General features: G+C 42.1%; 7 protein-coding genes. All 7 read left to right on the forward strand.

The window, feature by feature from the left end; genetic code table 11:
• Positions 1–30 precede the first annotated feature (30 nt).
• The 7 genes from HMPREF9145_RS02930 to HMPREF9145_RS02960 all read left to right on the forward strand — a co-directional run bounded on the left by HMPREF9145_RS02930 (position 31) and on the right by HMPREF9145_RS02960 (position 15,165).
• Positions 31–3,324 carry a SusC/RagA family TonB-linked outer membrane protein gene (locus HMPREF9145_RS02930; RefSeq protein ID WP_021824890.1) on the forward strand — a complete coding sequence of 1,098 codons (3,294 nt, stop codon included), beginning with the start codon at positions 31–33 and terminating at the stop codon, positions 3,322–3,324.
• A gap of 41 nt (positions 3,325–3,365) precedes the next feature.
• Positions 3,366–5,414, forward strand: coding sequence for a RagB/SusD family nutrient uptake outer membrane protein (locus tag HMPREF9145_RS02935; protein WP_021824960.1), 2,049 nt, complete (start codon positions 3,366–3,368; stop codon positions 5,412–5,414).
• 168 nt (positions 5,415–5,582) lie between these two features.
• The gene (locus HMPREF9145_RS02940; RefSeq protein WP_021825116.1) at positions 5,583–8,090 is read left to right on the forward strand and encodes a DUF2339 domain-containing protein; all 2,508 of its coding nucleotides are present in this window, start codon (positions 5,583–5,585) and stop codon (positions 8,088–8,090) included.
• Positions 8,091–8,819: 729 nt separating this feature from the next.
• Complete coding sequence (locus HMPREF9145_RS02945; protein WP_036906339.1) at positions 8,820–9,221, forward strand: FMN-binding protein; 402 nt, start codon at positions 8,820–8,822, stop codon at positions 9,219–9,221.
• A gap of 102 nt (positions 9,222–9,323) precedes the next feature.
• Positions 9,324–12,032: a SusC/RagA family TonB-linked outer membrane protein gene (locus HMPREF9145_RS02950; protein ID WP_021824909.1), complete on the forward strand. Its 2,709-nt coding sequence runs from the start codon at positions 9,324–9,326 to the stop codon at positions 12,030–12,032.
• 11 nt (positions 12,033–12,043) lie between these two features.
• Positions 12,044–13,645, forward strand: coding sequence for a RagB/SusD family nutrient uptake outer membrane protein (locus tag HMPREF9145_RS02955; protein WP_021825016.1), 1,602 nt, complete (start codon positions 12,044–12,046; stop codon positions 13,643–13,645).
• Positions 13,646–13,647: 2 nt separating this feature from the next.
• Complete coding sequence (locus tag HMPREF9145_RS02960) at positions 13,648–15,165, forward strand: ComEC/Rec2 family competence protein (protein WP_021825140.1); 1,518 nt, start codon at positions 13,648–13,650, stop codon at positions 15,163–15,165.
• Positions 15,166–15,549: the final 384 nt, after the last annotated feature.

Raw genomic sequence — 15,549 nt, forward strand, 5'->3', positions numbered from 1 at the left:
ACAACACACCTAATAACAACTATTACAATCATGATTAAAAAGAAACTATTACAAAATTCGCCATGGGCTATGGCTTATACGATAGCCGTATTGGGGGTAACAGGAGTGCCATCACCAGCTTCAGCGAAACTAAAGACAGAAATAGTAGAGCAAGTTGGGAACATACAAGGCACAGTTTTGGACTCGAATGGCGACCCAATTGTGGGGGCAACGATAAGAGTTGCTGGTACAAAAATAGCCACAGTATCTGATCTCGATGGTAATTTTACCCTCCAAACAAATAAGGGAGTAAAGCTTGAAGTGTCGTATATTGGCTATCAAAAACAAATAGTTACAGCAACAGAACGCATTGTAGTTAGACTCAAAGATGACGCTCGTGTACTATCAGATGTAGTCGTTGTAGGCTATGGAACTATGCGGAAAAAAGACCTCACTGGTGCGGTTGTGCAAATTGATCCAAGTAAAATTGCAGACCAAAATCCAAATAGTGTACAAGATATTCTGCGTGGAACTCCTGGCTTACAAGTAGGGATTAGCACCACAGCTAAAGGCGGAGGATCACTCCAACTGCGTGGACAAAATTCATTATATACCCAAGGTTCGCATAACTCTCCACTCATTGTGCTTGATGGAATGCAATTTAATGGAGAACTTTCTGAAATTAATCCTGACGATATTGCACAAGTAGATGTATTGAAAGATGCCTCATCTGCTGCCGTTTATGGAGCCAAAGCAGCCAATGGTGTTGTTATTATTACCACGAAAAAAGGTAAAATAGGTAAACCTATTATTAATGTTTCAGCAAACATGGCAGCCAATACGCGCGCACAATATAGGCAGATGTTTAATGCGGATGAATACATGAAATACCGAGAAGACTGGTTTAAGGCTCAAACCTATGGGGTTCGTCAGGATGGGACTTGGGGTTACTATAGCAGTGCAAGCCGCGTACCAGAAGGCTATTATGACAATTATGACAATCTAAAAAAATATGGAATAACGCAGGAACAGTGGGCAACAACGGGACCAAAGACACTCCAAAGCAATGAAAGTTTACGCTCTCTCTATGCAAGAAGAATGGGATTTGATGCTGACGCAGCCCTTGTTATGCAGAATTATCTTGATAACAAAACCTACAATTGGGACAAAGCAGTATTTAGGACAGGGCTAAACCAGGATTACAACGCAAGTATTTCGGGCGCATCTGAAAGGGTAAACTATTACTTAAGCTTTGGATATTTACACAATGAAGGTGCAGTTCAGGGTGACAATTATCATGCTTATCGTTCTAATCTGAAACTCAATGCCAACATAACTGATTGGTTAAAAATGGGAATCAACGTGAACTTCCAAGATCGTTCAGATGAATCAAGCCCCGTTCCCTTTGGTTTTAATCTGTCATATAATGGTGTTGCAGACAACTATTGGGATGCAAACCAACTTCGTCAGTCACCTTTCTCACAGCGATTTAATACTGAAGGTAAAGAAATCCAATATCCTACGAATGGGAATCCGACTAATGGAGGATACAATTATCACTTTGATCAGCAATATATTAATCTTGAAAAAGGGTATACAACACTTAATGTAATCTACAATGCAGCTGTAAAACTTCCATTTGGAATTACTTATTCTTTTAACATTGCACCTCGTTTACAATGGTTCTACAATCGTTATTTCATGTCAGCAGAGCTTCCTAATAGCACAGCAGCTACGAGAGGAGCAGATCGCGAGATGGCAAAAACTTTCGATTGGAACTTAAATAATACGCTGACATGGGATTATACGTTTAATCATGACCATCATTTTACAATGACACTTGTACAAGAAGCCGAGAAAAACCAATCTTGGAATGATCGTATAATGGCTCGTAACATTACACCATCAGATGTTTTAGGGTTCCATTATATCACTGGAGCGAATAAAACACAAAGCTCATTCTCAGCCTCAGATCGTGCTATTTCAGCCGCAGCTTACTTAGGACGTATATTCTATGGTTATAAAGATCGTTATCTATTTACAGGCACTTTCCGTCGTGATGGCTATTCAGCTTTCGGCATGAATAACCCTTGGGCGAATTTCTGGTCCATAGGAGGAAGTTGGGTATTCACTGAAGAACATTTCATAAAACAGCCATGGTTAGACTATGGAAAATTACGCATTAGCTATGGAACAAATGGTAATCGTTCTTTGAATGATACCTATATTGCCTATTCAAACCTTTCAAATGGAGGCTTATATGCCTATTATAATCAAGGACGTTCAAGTCAAACCACACTCCAAGCACTGAGTATCGACCGACTGGGTAACCCTAACTTACAATGGGAAAAGACTACATCTTGGAATATAGGACTTGACTTTTCCATTCTAAATCAACGTATTTCAGGAAGCCTTGAATGGTATACCAAACGCACACATGACATGATTATGACACAACGTTTGCCTAACTTTACAGGCTTTAATGGTATAACAACCAATCTCGGAGAGGTCACAAATTCTGGTATTGAGATTACTATTAATTCTCAAAATATAAGAACTAAGGACTTCAGTTGGACCACATCATTAGGTTTTTCGTATAATAAAAATCGGATAAAACACCTTTATTATGAATTTGATAAAAACGGAAAGGAAATTGATGACACTTCAAATGGTTGGTTCATAGGTAAACCTATTGGAGAAATATGGTATTGGAAGACGAATGGTATTTGGCAAATGAGCGAAGCTTCTGAGGCTGCTAAGGTTAATCAAAAGCCCGGAGATCCGAAAGTTATCAATGTATACACAGACGATGACAAAGTAAATGCAGACGGAAGTCGTACACCTATTTATAATGATAACGACAGAGTGTATCAAGGAACGACTATTCCTCCTGTATATTGGACACTACGTAACGACTTCACTTTATTCAAAGACTTCACTTTCTCTTTTTCAATGTACTCCTACATGGGGCACAAAAGCCTTGCAAATTATTGGCTTAACGGAGACAATTCAGGTTCAATGTTCACAAACACTTGCAATACTTACAAAAAAGAATATTGGACTCCAGACAATCCAACGAATACCTATGCAAGGTTAAATGCCGTTGGTCCTGCTGGAGTTACAGGCATTCAAAAGCTTTACAACCGTAGTTTTGTTCGTATAGATAACGTAACAATGGGCTACAACTTACCGAAAGCATTAACGATGAAATGGGGGATTGAGCGTATACACCTATCAGCTGGCATACATAACCTCTTCACAATAGATAATTGGGAGTATGGAGACCCTGAGACAGGAGGTTTTTCTAATCGTCAATTCCTTTTCGGAATATCATTCACAATGTAGCAGTATAGAAATTGAACTCATTAATTTTAAATAAATATCTCATGAGAAAAAACATAAATAAAATAATATATGCAGTTACTGTTATTACCTTATCAGGTACTGTAACGGCTTGTTCCGATAGCTTTCTTGAGCAGAAGCCATTGTCATTCTATGAGCCAAGTGAGACCTACTCCACTGAATCGGGACTACAATCTGCCCTCACCCAATGTGATAAACAATTGAAAACTTATCGTATTGACGGTAATTGGAACAACGTAGGAATATTCACCAACTATCTAATGTCAGACGTTGGAATGTATGCAAAGACTGATATGGGAGGTGGTTTTCAAGATGATTTCGATGCGAAACTTACTCCAACATCTGGTATGGCAGGCGGAGGTGACGGCAATTATATGCAGCGTTTCTGGGATCAAGGATACAATATGGTGAAGTATGCAAATTCAATTCTGTCGTATGCAGACCAAGTTAAAGGACTCAACGAAAATATAAGAGATGCTTATATAGGTCGAGCTTATTTCCATCGCGCTTATGCTTACTACAATCTTTGCCTGCAATTTGGCAACATTCCATTAGTAACGAAATTACTTCAAGTACCAAAACGCAACTATACCTCAACCAGTAAGGATGCTGTATTCCAAATGTTGGTGCATGACTTAGAGTTTGCTGTTGCACATGTACCTTCACAAAGCAAGATGAAACTCGTCGGACAAGTAAATCAGGAGGCTTGTATGCAACTGCTTATCAAATGTTATCTTGTCGTAGGGGAATATGCAAAGGCCGAAGCTATGGCTACAGATCTCATCAATAATCATGGACTTGCATTAATGACTCAACCCTTTGGAACATGGCAACCATCTGGAGAAGAGAACACATGGAAAGTTACTCGTAATGTAGTTTGGGATCTCCACCGTACTCCTAACATAGGAAATCCTGCCAACAAAGAGACTATCATGATGATTGTTAATTCCAATGATGAAGACTTTACTACTTATAATGTGATGCGTGCCGTAGGCGTTCATTGGAGTAATAGCGTCATTCGGGATCCTCATGGACTTGCAACTCCTGGAAATAACATTGCTCGTAACAACCGAAACTATAATGATACACTCGATTGGGTACGTGTTGCTGGGCGCGGAATAGCCTTAAACCGCACGTCATTCTACTTTAACAAGACCATTTGGAATTACAATGGACAGACTGATTGGCAAGACTTGAGACATAATCGACAAGTAGGTAACTGGATGGAGATGGAAGATTTCAAATACAATAACCCCAAATCATCTTTCTATGGCAAGCATTATCAACTCTATGCCACACAAGATTATGTTGATGATAAAGGCAAAACACTCGTACATAGCGGTGATATTCTCTGCTCAGATACCATCCGTTCATGGTATCCCACCCCACTTTACCAGATTTATATCAAAGATGAAGTGGCTGAAGCGAATCCAGGAGCGAACCAATTTCAAGGTGCTCAAGGTAAAGGATGTAATGGAGACATGTATCTTTTCCGTTTAGCAGAGACCTATTTACTACGTGCTGAAGCTCGTTTTTATCAGGGAAATGTAACAGGAGCAGCTGAAGATGTGAATGCAATACGCCGTCGTGCTAATGCAAAGAAGATGTTTACAACGGTTACTATCGGTGATATTATGGACGAACGTGCCCGTGAACTCTATCTGGAAGAATTCAGACAAGCTGAGATGGTGCGTGTAAGTTGGTGCTTAGCACGTAGTGGCAAGCCCGACGAATGGGGCAATACATACAGCCTCGACAATTGGGATAAGCAAGAAGGTACTGATCTTCACGGCGGAAGCTATTGGTATAGACGTTGCACATCATATAATGTTTTCAATCATCCCTATGGTAAAGGCCAGCAAGGCAATCAGAGTTTTGAATACAAAATCAATAAACACAATCTCTTTTGGCCTATTCCTAACAGTGCCATTACAGCCAATAATCAAGGCGTTTTACGTCAGAATTTTGGCTATGATGGCTACAACGAGAACACGCCTATGTGGACTTCATATGATGATGCCATTGCAGATGAGCATATAGCAGGCTCAACAACGTCCACGACGAATAATTAAGTATAAGTTTTTTCGATTGAAAAGCCTCTCCGAAAAACAAGTTTGGAGAGGCTTTTTTATATCGCTTCATTTGACATTTTCATGCTAAATTCATAAACATTAACATGGAAGGAGGGGGAATTCCATAGGAGAATCATTATCTTTACCAACGAAACAACAAACAAAAAGATGGATTCTGACATTATCATTGTATTGCCTTTGCTTGCTGTAATTGGCTTTGCACTACTCGCACTCACTATCCTTCAGCGACTCTCGGATATCAACAAGTCACTCGATGCTATTCAATCAGAGCTGTTTACACTAAAGAACGCTGCTTTCAAATCCGTTGAAACTGATGATAAAGTAGCGGAAGAAACGACTGCAAAGGTGGCAGAAACCGATGCAAATACACCTTCTGCACAATCCGTTTCGCCTGTAATCACGACGGAGAAAGTAGACAACGAGCCACACGAAGCTGTCAAAACAGCCATTGTTGAGCAACGCATTGAACAGCCACCAACCATCGCTGTTGCTGTGAAAACTACTGAAACTGAAAATCAGAAGCCTGCAGAAGAAAAACAAACCATAGCAAACGGAGAGGTTGATGCTATGCAAGTCAAATCCTCCTCCAATGCAATCACCACTTCAAATAAGCCACAAACCGACCCTATTGCTGTCCAAATAACCACCGACAAGACTGCAAAAACGACTCCAATCCAATCTGCTCACACCACGGCGCAGGCTCCGTCATCCGATGAATCAAAGGTGAAGACGACGAATTTTGAACGATTCATCGGCGAAAATCTATTCGGAAAGATTGGTATTCTCGTCTTTATTCTCGGCATAGCCTACTTTGTTAAGTATGCCATTGACCAGAACTGGATCAATGAAGTGACTCGCACCATCCTGGGATTTGGCGTGGGTATTGCCATGCTTGTCGTGGCTCAATGGATTCACAAACGCTATTACACGCTGAGTTCACTGCTTGCCGGTGGCGCCTTTGCGGTGTTCTATCTCACGGTTTCCATTGCTTTCCACTACTATCAGCTGTTCTCTCAGACCGCAGCCTTCGTCATTTTGTGCTTCACAACGATATTTATGGCGGCGGTTTCCATACGCTATGACCGTCTCGAATTAGCCGTTACAGCCCTCATCGGAGGCTTTATTGCACCCTTTATCATTAGTTCTGACACAGGAAACATCATTGTTTTACAAACCTATCTCAGCATTCTTAACCTCGGAATGTTTGCACTTGCCTTGTATAAAAGATGGGGATTACTGCCTATTGTGGGTTCAGTCTTCACCTATTTCATCCTCCTGCAGACGGTCATAGAAAGCGATTTATTCCCTACTCCCCCACATCTCTTCTCCATTTTATTAGGCTTTGCCACCCTATTCTTCTTCATTTTCTTGATTCCTGTGCGCCTCATCATGCAATCAACTTACGGCGGAGGCATCAGAAAAGGGCTCTTGTCGGTCATCACATTGAATGGTTTTGCCTATCTATTTTATGGTGGTTACCTCATCGAGGAGATTGCATTTGGAAGTAAAGAAACCGGATATTTGTCGTTCTTCATTGCGATTGTATATCTTGTTTTCTATCTCTTCTTGCGCTTTCGCATATCAGGTCACGACACGTTGCGCAACTTTATGCTTGCCCTTACGATAGCTTTTGCGTCGATAGGTGTACCACTATTGTTCAATGGTTCAGCCATTCTCATCACTTGGTCCACTGAATCCGTGTTGCTGTTATGGCTCTTTACGAAAGAGAAATCAGTCATTTATGAATGCACTGCAGCAGTATTAGCCGCTCTTTCCTTTATTCTTTGCTTGACATTGGGAGTATTTCAAGACTCAGATCATGGGATTTTTGCTTTTAAGATGTTTCTGAACAGCCACTTCCTATCGTTATTTACGTTTGCTGTTTGCTCGTTCTTGGCCGCTATCATCATGCAACGCAACCGACGACTCTTTAGCAAAGGCCGCCATTTGCTACGCTTTACACCATGCAATGTCATTGCCTATGCGATAGGTTTCCTCTTCGTTTTTATTGCGCTTGCTGATGAATTTACAGCCAATTTGAATGAATTTACAGCCGATGCAGCCAGTGCGCTGACGATAACCACCTTGCTTTTGGTCGGCACTTTGTTGCTGCGCCGTCGATTCAAAGTTAGAAAATATAAGCTGGCCTATGTCATTCTGCTCTGCGCCATCACCTTTATCTATATGCTAAATATATGGAGTGGCGATGCATTCCGCCTGCCATCGGTCTTGGTTTTGCAATGGATTTCAACGCTAACGGTCGTGATTTTGATGGCTTATGTCATTCAGAAAATGGCATTATTGCAATGGGAAAATCATCTCACTCGCCCTGTCTTTGCCGCCCTTTCAACCCTCGTGTGGCTCACAGGTGCCCGACTTCTGCTGCTCACTTTCTACAATCCGAGCTTCGATACAGGCTTCTCTCTCTCGCTGGGACTGGCTGCTTTCATCCTCATGGTTATCGGAATGCGTAGCAAGAGCAAGGAGGTGAGAATGGTAAGTTTGGCTGAATTCGGCATCGTTTTAGGCAAATTAATCCTTATCGACGTGTGGTCAATGGCAGCACTCGGCAAGATTGTGGTCTTCATCAGCCTCGGTTTGCTGTTGCTGACGCTTTCTTTCCTCTATCAAAAACTTAAAGATGTGCTCTTCTAAACGGGCAAACCATGCTGCATTGGGCAACAAGGCGCCGGGTGCATGAAAGCCTATTGGGCTGAAAAGGGCATGCAATGTCATGGTTTTCAGCCTTCAAAGGGGGTGGGAGTTCATAGCATTAGCAGGCTGATGCTGTAAAGATTATATCCCAATATTTAACACTTCGCCAACCCATCATCTACAGAATAAAACGACAAAAAACAGGGATAAGATCACAATTCACCTCGCTTTCTCATAAAAAATGAGCCTCTTTGTTGTGCAAAATGACGCAAATCACACGCCAATTTGCCTGAGATGAGTCGATGAAACGATAGAGATGACAGCATAAAATGACTGAAACGGCATCATTTTCTCACATGCCACGGCATCGTCTTTCGATTGATTTCTCACAACCACCTGTAATATAATGGGTTATGAAATGATGAAAAACGGCGTGTTTTCAGACAGAAAGTGTTGAGCGTTCTAAATTCGTTGGTTGTGCAAAAGCATTTGTAAATAATCACGATAACTTTTAACACACTTTGCACTATGCCTGTATTTGCATAGAAGTTAGGGGGAATTCGTCACCATGAAGCCACCTTTTTGTCGCATATTTTCGTACAAATCAGCCCTTGTTTGCATCGTTAGCGTGGAGCCAAAAACATAAATTCTTCACGCAAAATCATTCACTTTTCATTTTAATTTGCTAACTTTGCAGCCCTATTATTAGTTTATTTAAGGACAAAAACAATGAAAAAGAGAATGAATGGGCTATTGACAGCCATCACCATTTGTGCGATGGTATCCATCATGATGAGTGCTATGCCAAGCGAAAACATCATGACAAAGGATAACGATACGACGGTAATCAACACAGAATTACTAAGTAAGAATGTCAAAGGATTTAAGGGAACAACCCCTGTTAAGATATTCATTGTGAAGAATAAGATTGCGAAAATCGAAACACTTCCTAATCATGAAACGCCTAAATTCTTTGATAAGGCGAAGACTTTATTGTCAGAATTCACTGGGAAAAGCGTTTCAAAGGCTACCAAAATGGATGTAGACGGCGTCAGTGGAGCTACATATTCATCGAAAGCCTTAAAGAAAAATGTGGCTCTTGGCTTAGCCTATTACAACAAGAATAAATGATATTGAGCCATAAAAGCTCAAAAAAGATAAAAGGAGAAGTGTGGAACTTCTCCTTTTTTTATTATATTTGCATTATAAACATGAATAAGATTACGCCCTAAAATGAAACTTCTGTATCCGCTTATTGCATCGTTCTTGCTAATAGCCTCACCCACTTGGGCTTATAAGAAGAAAAAACTGGCAGACTCGATTGCCATAAAACGCCTCGTGCCTAACACCACAAAAGGGTCCATAGACATCATTACTGCCCGACAAATCAATAAAAGTTTGGTCACAAACGTATTGAATGCACTCAATGGTCAGGCTGCAGGCGTGAGCATTTCTTCAGGAGAAAACCGCATGGCTCAACTCAATAGTGTGCGCGTAAGAGGTACAACTTCGCTCACAGGAGGCAATGATCCACTCGTCATTATCGATGGAGTTTATAGCGATTTAGCCACACTTTCCATGGTATATCCAGCCGATATAGAGCGCTTTGTGATTCTAAAGAATGCCACAGAGACGGCAAAATATGGTGCAAAGGGAGCCGCGGGAGTCATTCAAGTGACTACGAAAAAGGGCTATGGCAACCTGTTTCACATCAGTTATGACGGCAATATAGGGTTTGAAACGAAGTATAATAAGTTGAAAATGCTATCAGCTCGCGACTATATTCGTACGGCAAAGCAACTTGGTTTCAGTGTGGTTGACGGCGGATATGACTCTAATTTTCAAGACGCTATTACGAGAACAGGCTTCGTTCAGAATCATCACATCGCCTTTAGTGGTGGTACAAACGACGGAAACTATCGCGCTTCGGTGGGTGTAATGCAGCATGAGATGGTGGTAAAGATTACAGAAAGTCGTAACTTTACAGCCAAATTTGACCTCATACAACGTGCTTTCGACAAGTTGTTAGAAATTGATTTTGGCGTGTTTGGTGCGACACAACACAACAAATACATTGCCGATGAACAGAAACTCTTTTATGGTGCTGCCACACAAAACCCCACTTTCCCTGAAGGAATGAATGCACAGGGCGGATGGGATCGCAATGGTAGTGCGAGTCAGATAGCCTCTCCACTGGCTGAAATGAGGAAGAAAGACCACGAACAAAACATGATTTTCAACACCCATTTGGGTCTAAACTTCAAACTTTCTCCGTCACTTCATCTGCTCTTATTTGGCAGTTATAGTTATAATTCGCTTGAAAATGCATCGTATTTCCCTACTTGGGTATGGGCACAAGGGCAGGCTTTCCGCGGTGAACACAAGAGTGAAGAGTGGCTCGGTAATGCCACTTTAGACTATAATCACCAATGGGGTGTGCACAAACTCAAGGCAAGTGGTATGATGGAATACCAGAAAAGTCAGCGCAAAGGCTTTTGGACAACAGTGAAAGGCTTTACAACTAATGACATCGGATATAACAATTTAGCTGCTGGTTCGCTTCGTCCTTATGGAGGAACTGGCTCAGAATATAGTGATCCCGCACTTGTTTCAGTGATGGGAAGTGTGGGATATTCGCTGATGGATCGTTATCTTTTAGACCTCAATCTGCGTGCAGACGGCAGTAGTTTATTTGGGGAAAACAACAAATGGGGCTTCTTTCCATCAGTTGCAACGACTTGGATTGTAAGCCAAGAACCCTTTTTCAAGCCACTCACCAATGCCATTAATCTTTGGAAAGTGCGTGTGGGCTATGGACAAAGTGGTAACCAAGGTGGCATCGACTCCTATTATTCAATGGCTCTTTTGCGTCCAACGGGAGTGATAAGCTTTAGAGATTCGCCAACAACTACATTCGGAGAATTCCGCAATACGAATCCAAACTTAAAGTGGGAAACGCGTAGTACGTTTAACATTGGTACGGATTTATCTCTACTTAACAATCGAATCGTCTTCACAGCCGAGTACTATTACAGTATGATTACCAACATGTTATACCTCTATGACGTGCCAGTTCCTCCCTTCACCTTTAATAAATTCCTGGCCAATCTCGGTAAGATGAGCAACAGCGGAGTTGAGTTTGGTCTTGGCATTACACCCATATCGCGGAAAGATATGGAACTAAACATCAATATGAATGTCGCCATTCAGAAGAACAAACTGATATCTCTCTCGGGCGAATATAATGGTAATCACCTCACCGCTGCAGACGTTTTAGGCATCGGACAGCTTAATGGTGCGGGCTTTCATGGCGGTAATAACAACATCGTTTATCAGGTAGTTGGGCAGCCACTTGGGGTATTTTATCTCCCGCATTGCACGGGATTGCACGTTAACGACAATGGAAGTTACAGCTACACGATTGCCGATTTAGACCATAATGGGGCTGTAAACTTGGAGGATGGAGGCGACCGTTACATTGCGGGACAAGCCACTCCGAAATGGACTTTGGGTTCAAACATCGGCTTCCGATATAAAGATTTCGATGTCACTCTACAGATAAATGGAGCCTTTGGGCATAAGATCTATAATGCAACCAGCCTTACCTACATGAACATGTCAAGCTTTCCAGACTATAATGTGCTTGCCAAAGCGCCAAAGATGAATATCAAAGACCAGATTGCTACAGACTATTGGCTCGAACGCGGAGACTATATTAACTTCGATTATCTAACGATTGGGTGGAACATTCCTATCAAGTCACACTATATAAGCGCCCTACGTGTGTCGTGTTCTGTAAATAACTTGGCCACAATTACAGGCTATAGTGGACAAACTCCTATGTTAAACAGCACCATCGTTAATAACACTTTAGGAATTGACGACAAGCGAACCTATCCGCCGTTCCGTGCATATTCTCTCGGCATAAACATTCAATTTTAGTCCAAATCCACATGAAGAAGAGCGTATCTACCCACATATCGACTTTCCTTTTCATAGGAATCACACTGCTATTCAATGCCTGTCTTGACGAACATCCAAGGGATCAACTCAGTGAAGACAAGCTAAATACAACGGCAGACAACTTATATATCAACACGATTGGTAACCTTTATCACCAGATTGGAGGTTATAATGAGAGCCAAGGACTACAAGGTACCTACCGAGGTGTATACGATTATAATACCTTTTCGACTGAAGAGGCGTTGCTTCCCATTAGGGGTGGCGACTGGTATGATGGCGGATTCTGGCAGAATCTCTATCATCATACGTGGTCATCTACCGATATTCCGCTCTACAACACATGGGTTTATCTATACAATAGTGTGTCACTTTGCAACAACGCCCTTTATGAAATAGACCAACACAAGGCTTTACTTACCGACCAACAATACATGGAATTTACTGCCGAAGCACGTGGACTTAGGGCATTGTTCTACTTTTATATCATGGATATGTGGGGCAATGTACCTCTTGTTTTGAAGGAAAACACGCCGTTGAATGAGGTAAAACAGTCACCCAGAAAGCAAGTGGCGATAACGCTAATCAACGAACTTCTTGAGGCGATTCCTAATCTTCCAAACGTCCATAGCAATCATGAAGGCATCTATTATGGCAAATTTACGCAGCCAATAGCCTACTTCTTATTAGCTAAAATATTGCTAAACCACGAAGTATATATAGGAGATGATACGATGACTTTCAACATTAATGGTCATCAACTACCTGCTTTCCAAGCGTGTATTGCATGTTGTGACAAGATAACTCAAGCCGGTTATACCCTTGAAAATAACTATGCTGACAACTTCATTGTACACAATGAGAACTCTAAAGAGAATCTTTTCACTATCCCGATGGACAAGACTCTCTACACCAATAAATTCCTTTATCTCTTCCGAAGCCGTCATTACAGCCACGGAGGTGCCTATAAACAGGACTCCGAAAACGGCACTTGTGCTACACTTTCAACCTTAAAGACCTACGGATATGCCACACCTGATGAGGACAAACGCTACAGAATAAACTTCTTTAGCGATACCGTTCGCGTGGATGGAAAGTTAGTTTACATGCCCGATGGAAAGCCTTTGGTATATTATCCGACTAAAGTGGCGTTGAGTTTAACTGCAAGTAAATATGAAAAGACAGCCGGAGCACGCATGGCAAAGTATGAGATTGACCGCGCAGCCTTTGATGATGGCCGCCTACAAGACAACGATATTGTGCTCTTTCGCTATGCCGATGTGTTGCTGATGAAGTCAGAAGCACTCGTCAGAAGCGGCAGAAATGGAGACAATGAGCTTAATCTCGTGCGCCATCGGGCTGGAATGCCATCGCGACATGCCACACTTTCCACCCTGCTTGACGAGCGTTTGCTTGAACTTATGTGGGAAGGCTGGCGACGCAATGACCTCATTCGCTTCGGACTTTTCCACAAAGCGTATGACCTTCGGCAACCCATTGAGGGAGAAAGCAGCGCATTTACCACGCTGTTTCCTATTCCGACGAATGTGCTTAAGCTTAATCTTAACCTCAAACAAAATCCTGGTTATAAGTAGAAATGCAGGTAAACGGCTTTCTACAACGGTTTCCTCTGCTCCGCATTGCACTCTATTTAGCCATCGGAATCATTGTCGGTGAAGCCTGCTATCCCACACTTGGCACAGGCTTTTGGGCCATTTGTGCCAGTATTGGCCTTGTTGCGGCCTTTCTGTTCAAGTCTCCTAAATGGCAAAACTGCTCTATTCTTTTCATCACACTGACGCTCGGCGCAGCACTCATCAGCAGGAGTAACCAAAAGGCCGACCGCCCATTGCCCCATGGAATCAGTCATTTCGAGGGAATCATCACAAGCACTCCCACGCTAAAAGGCAAGACATGGCGCTGCGACTTGATGCTGACACGACTGAATGGGCAGGCGCTTCACGAGGCCATGAAAGTCAAAACCACTATCCTTAACGACCCCAACAGGCCCATGCAACTACAGGTTTGCAACGGAATCATCGCCACTTCGGTGCTCAATAAACCACAAAACCATTGGAAAAACACATCTTTCGACTATGCGCTATGGCTCAGACGCCATGGCTATCAGGCTGAAACCTTCATTCCCTACAACCAGTTTCACACGGCAAAATTCCCCATTACATTGAGTCGTTGGCAACGAATCACCCTGCACATCAGGCAGTTTCGCGACCACATCTTACGTCATTTCACGACCTCAACTGACATTGAACAACAAGACAAAGCAATTCTACAAGCCATGGTGTTAGGCCATCGTGAGGCTATCAGTAAAGCCACTCGCGAAGCATATTCACGTTCAGGTGCAAGCCATGTACTGGCACTTTCGGGCCTGCACATCGGCATTATCTTCAGCATTTTCTTGCTCGTTTTCAGACGAAATGCCTTGGGAATCTTCCTCTCTATCATTGCAGCGTGGGCCTTTGCCCTCTTCGTTGGCCTCCCATCTTCGGCTATTCGCAGTGCTGTTATGCTCACAATTTATGCGCTTTCCACCCTATCGAACGAAGAAAATCAAGGCCTCAATAGTCTTGCTTTGGCTGCTTTGGTCGTACTTTTGCCTCAACCCATGATGTTGTGGGACATTAGTTTCCAACTCTCTTTTATGGCTGTAGCCGGTATTCTCATTGCCTATAAGCCCTTATTCTATGCTGTTTACCCCACAAACTGCCTGCTTCGATGGGCATGGGGAATGATTTGCATCTCACTTTCGGCTCAAATGCTCACATTTCCGCTGTTACTTCACTACTTCGGGAGCTTCGCAACATACTTCCTTTTGACGAATTTCATCGTCATTCCTGCCGCAACTGCCATCCTCTATCTTGCCCTTTTAGCTCTTGGTTCAATGCTAATTCCTGCCTTACAAACATGGATTATCAACCTCATGACAATGATTGCAGGCTGGATGAACACTGCCGTCACAACCATTTCTCATCTACCTTATGCTGCAATTGATAGTGGAAAAATCAGTATTTTGCAAACCATTTGCCTCTATATTGCCGTGTTTTCTCTCATAAGAATCTATTATATCATCAGTGAAAGACATCCCCTATTGCACTGATAAAAAGCTTTTTAGGAAACAAATTCAGGCAAAAAGGAGAATGAAAAATTAGTTATGATTTAATTTTACAAACCACTTCGCAAAACAAAGTTATTCTACACAAACTCTCGTTTGATTGGAAATACGGCCAGAAAACGCCTCTTTTCTAACTTTCTCACTATCAGTTCATTAAACGAATCGAATGTAAACACCTTGCTTTTACATGGCTTAGACTACATGATTTCACATGAAATTATGCTGCGTTTTGACGCATATTGTGTTATGATATCCTATGTTTTGCGCCACAAAACAAGGCATTTGAGCGCGTAATTCAAGGCATTTTGCGCGTAGCAAAAGCTTATATCAAGAAACAAAACACAAAAAAACATCGTGAGAAATGAATTT

This window comes from Segatella salivae F0493, from assembly GCF_000477535.1.
Lineage (GTDB): Bacteria > Bacteroidota > Bacteroidia > Bacteroidales > Bacteroidaceae > Prevotella > Prevotella salivae.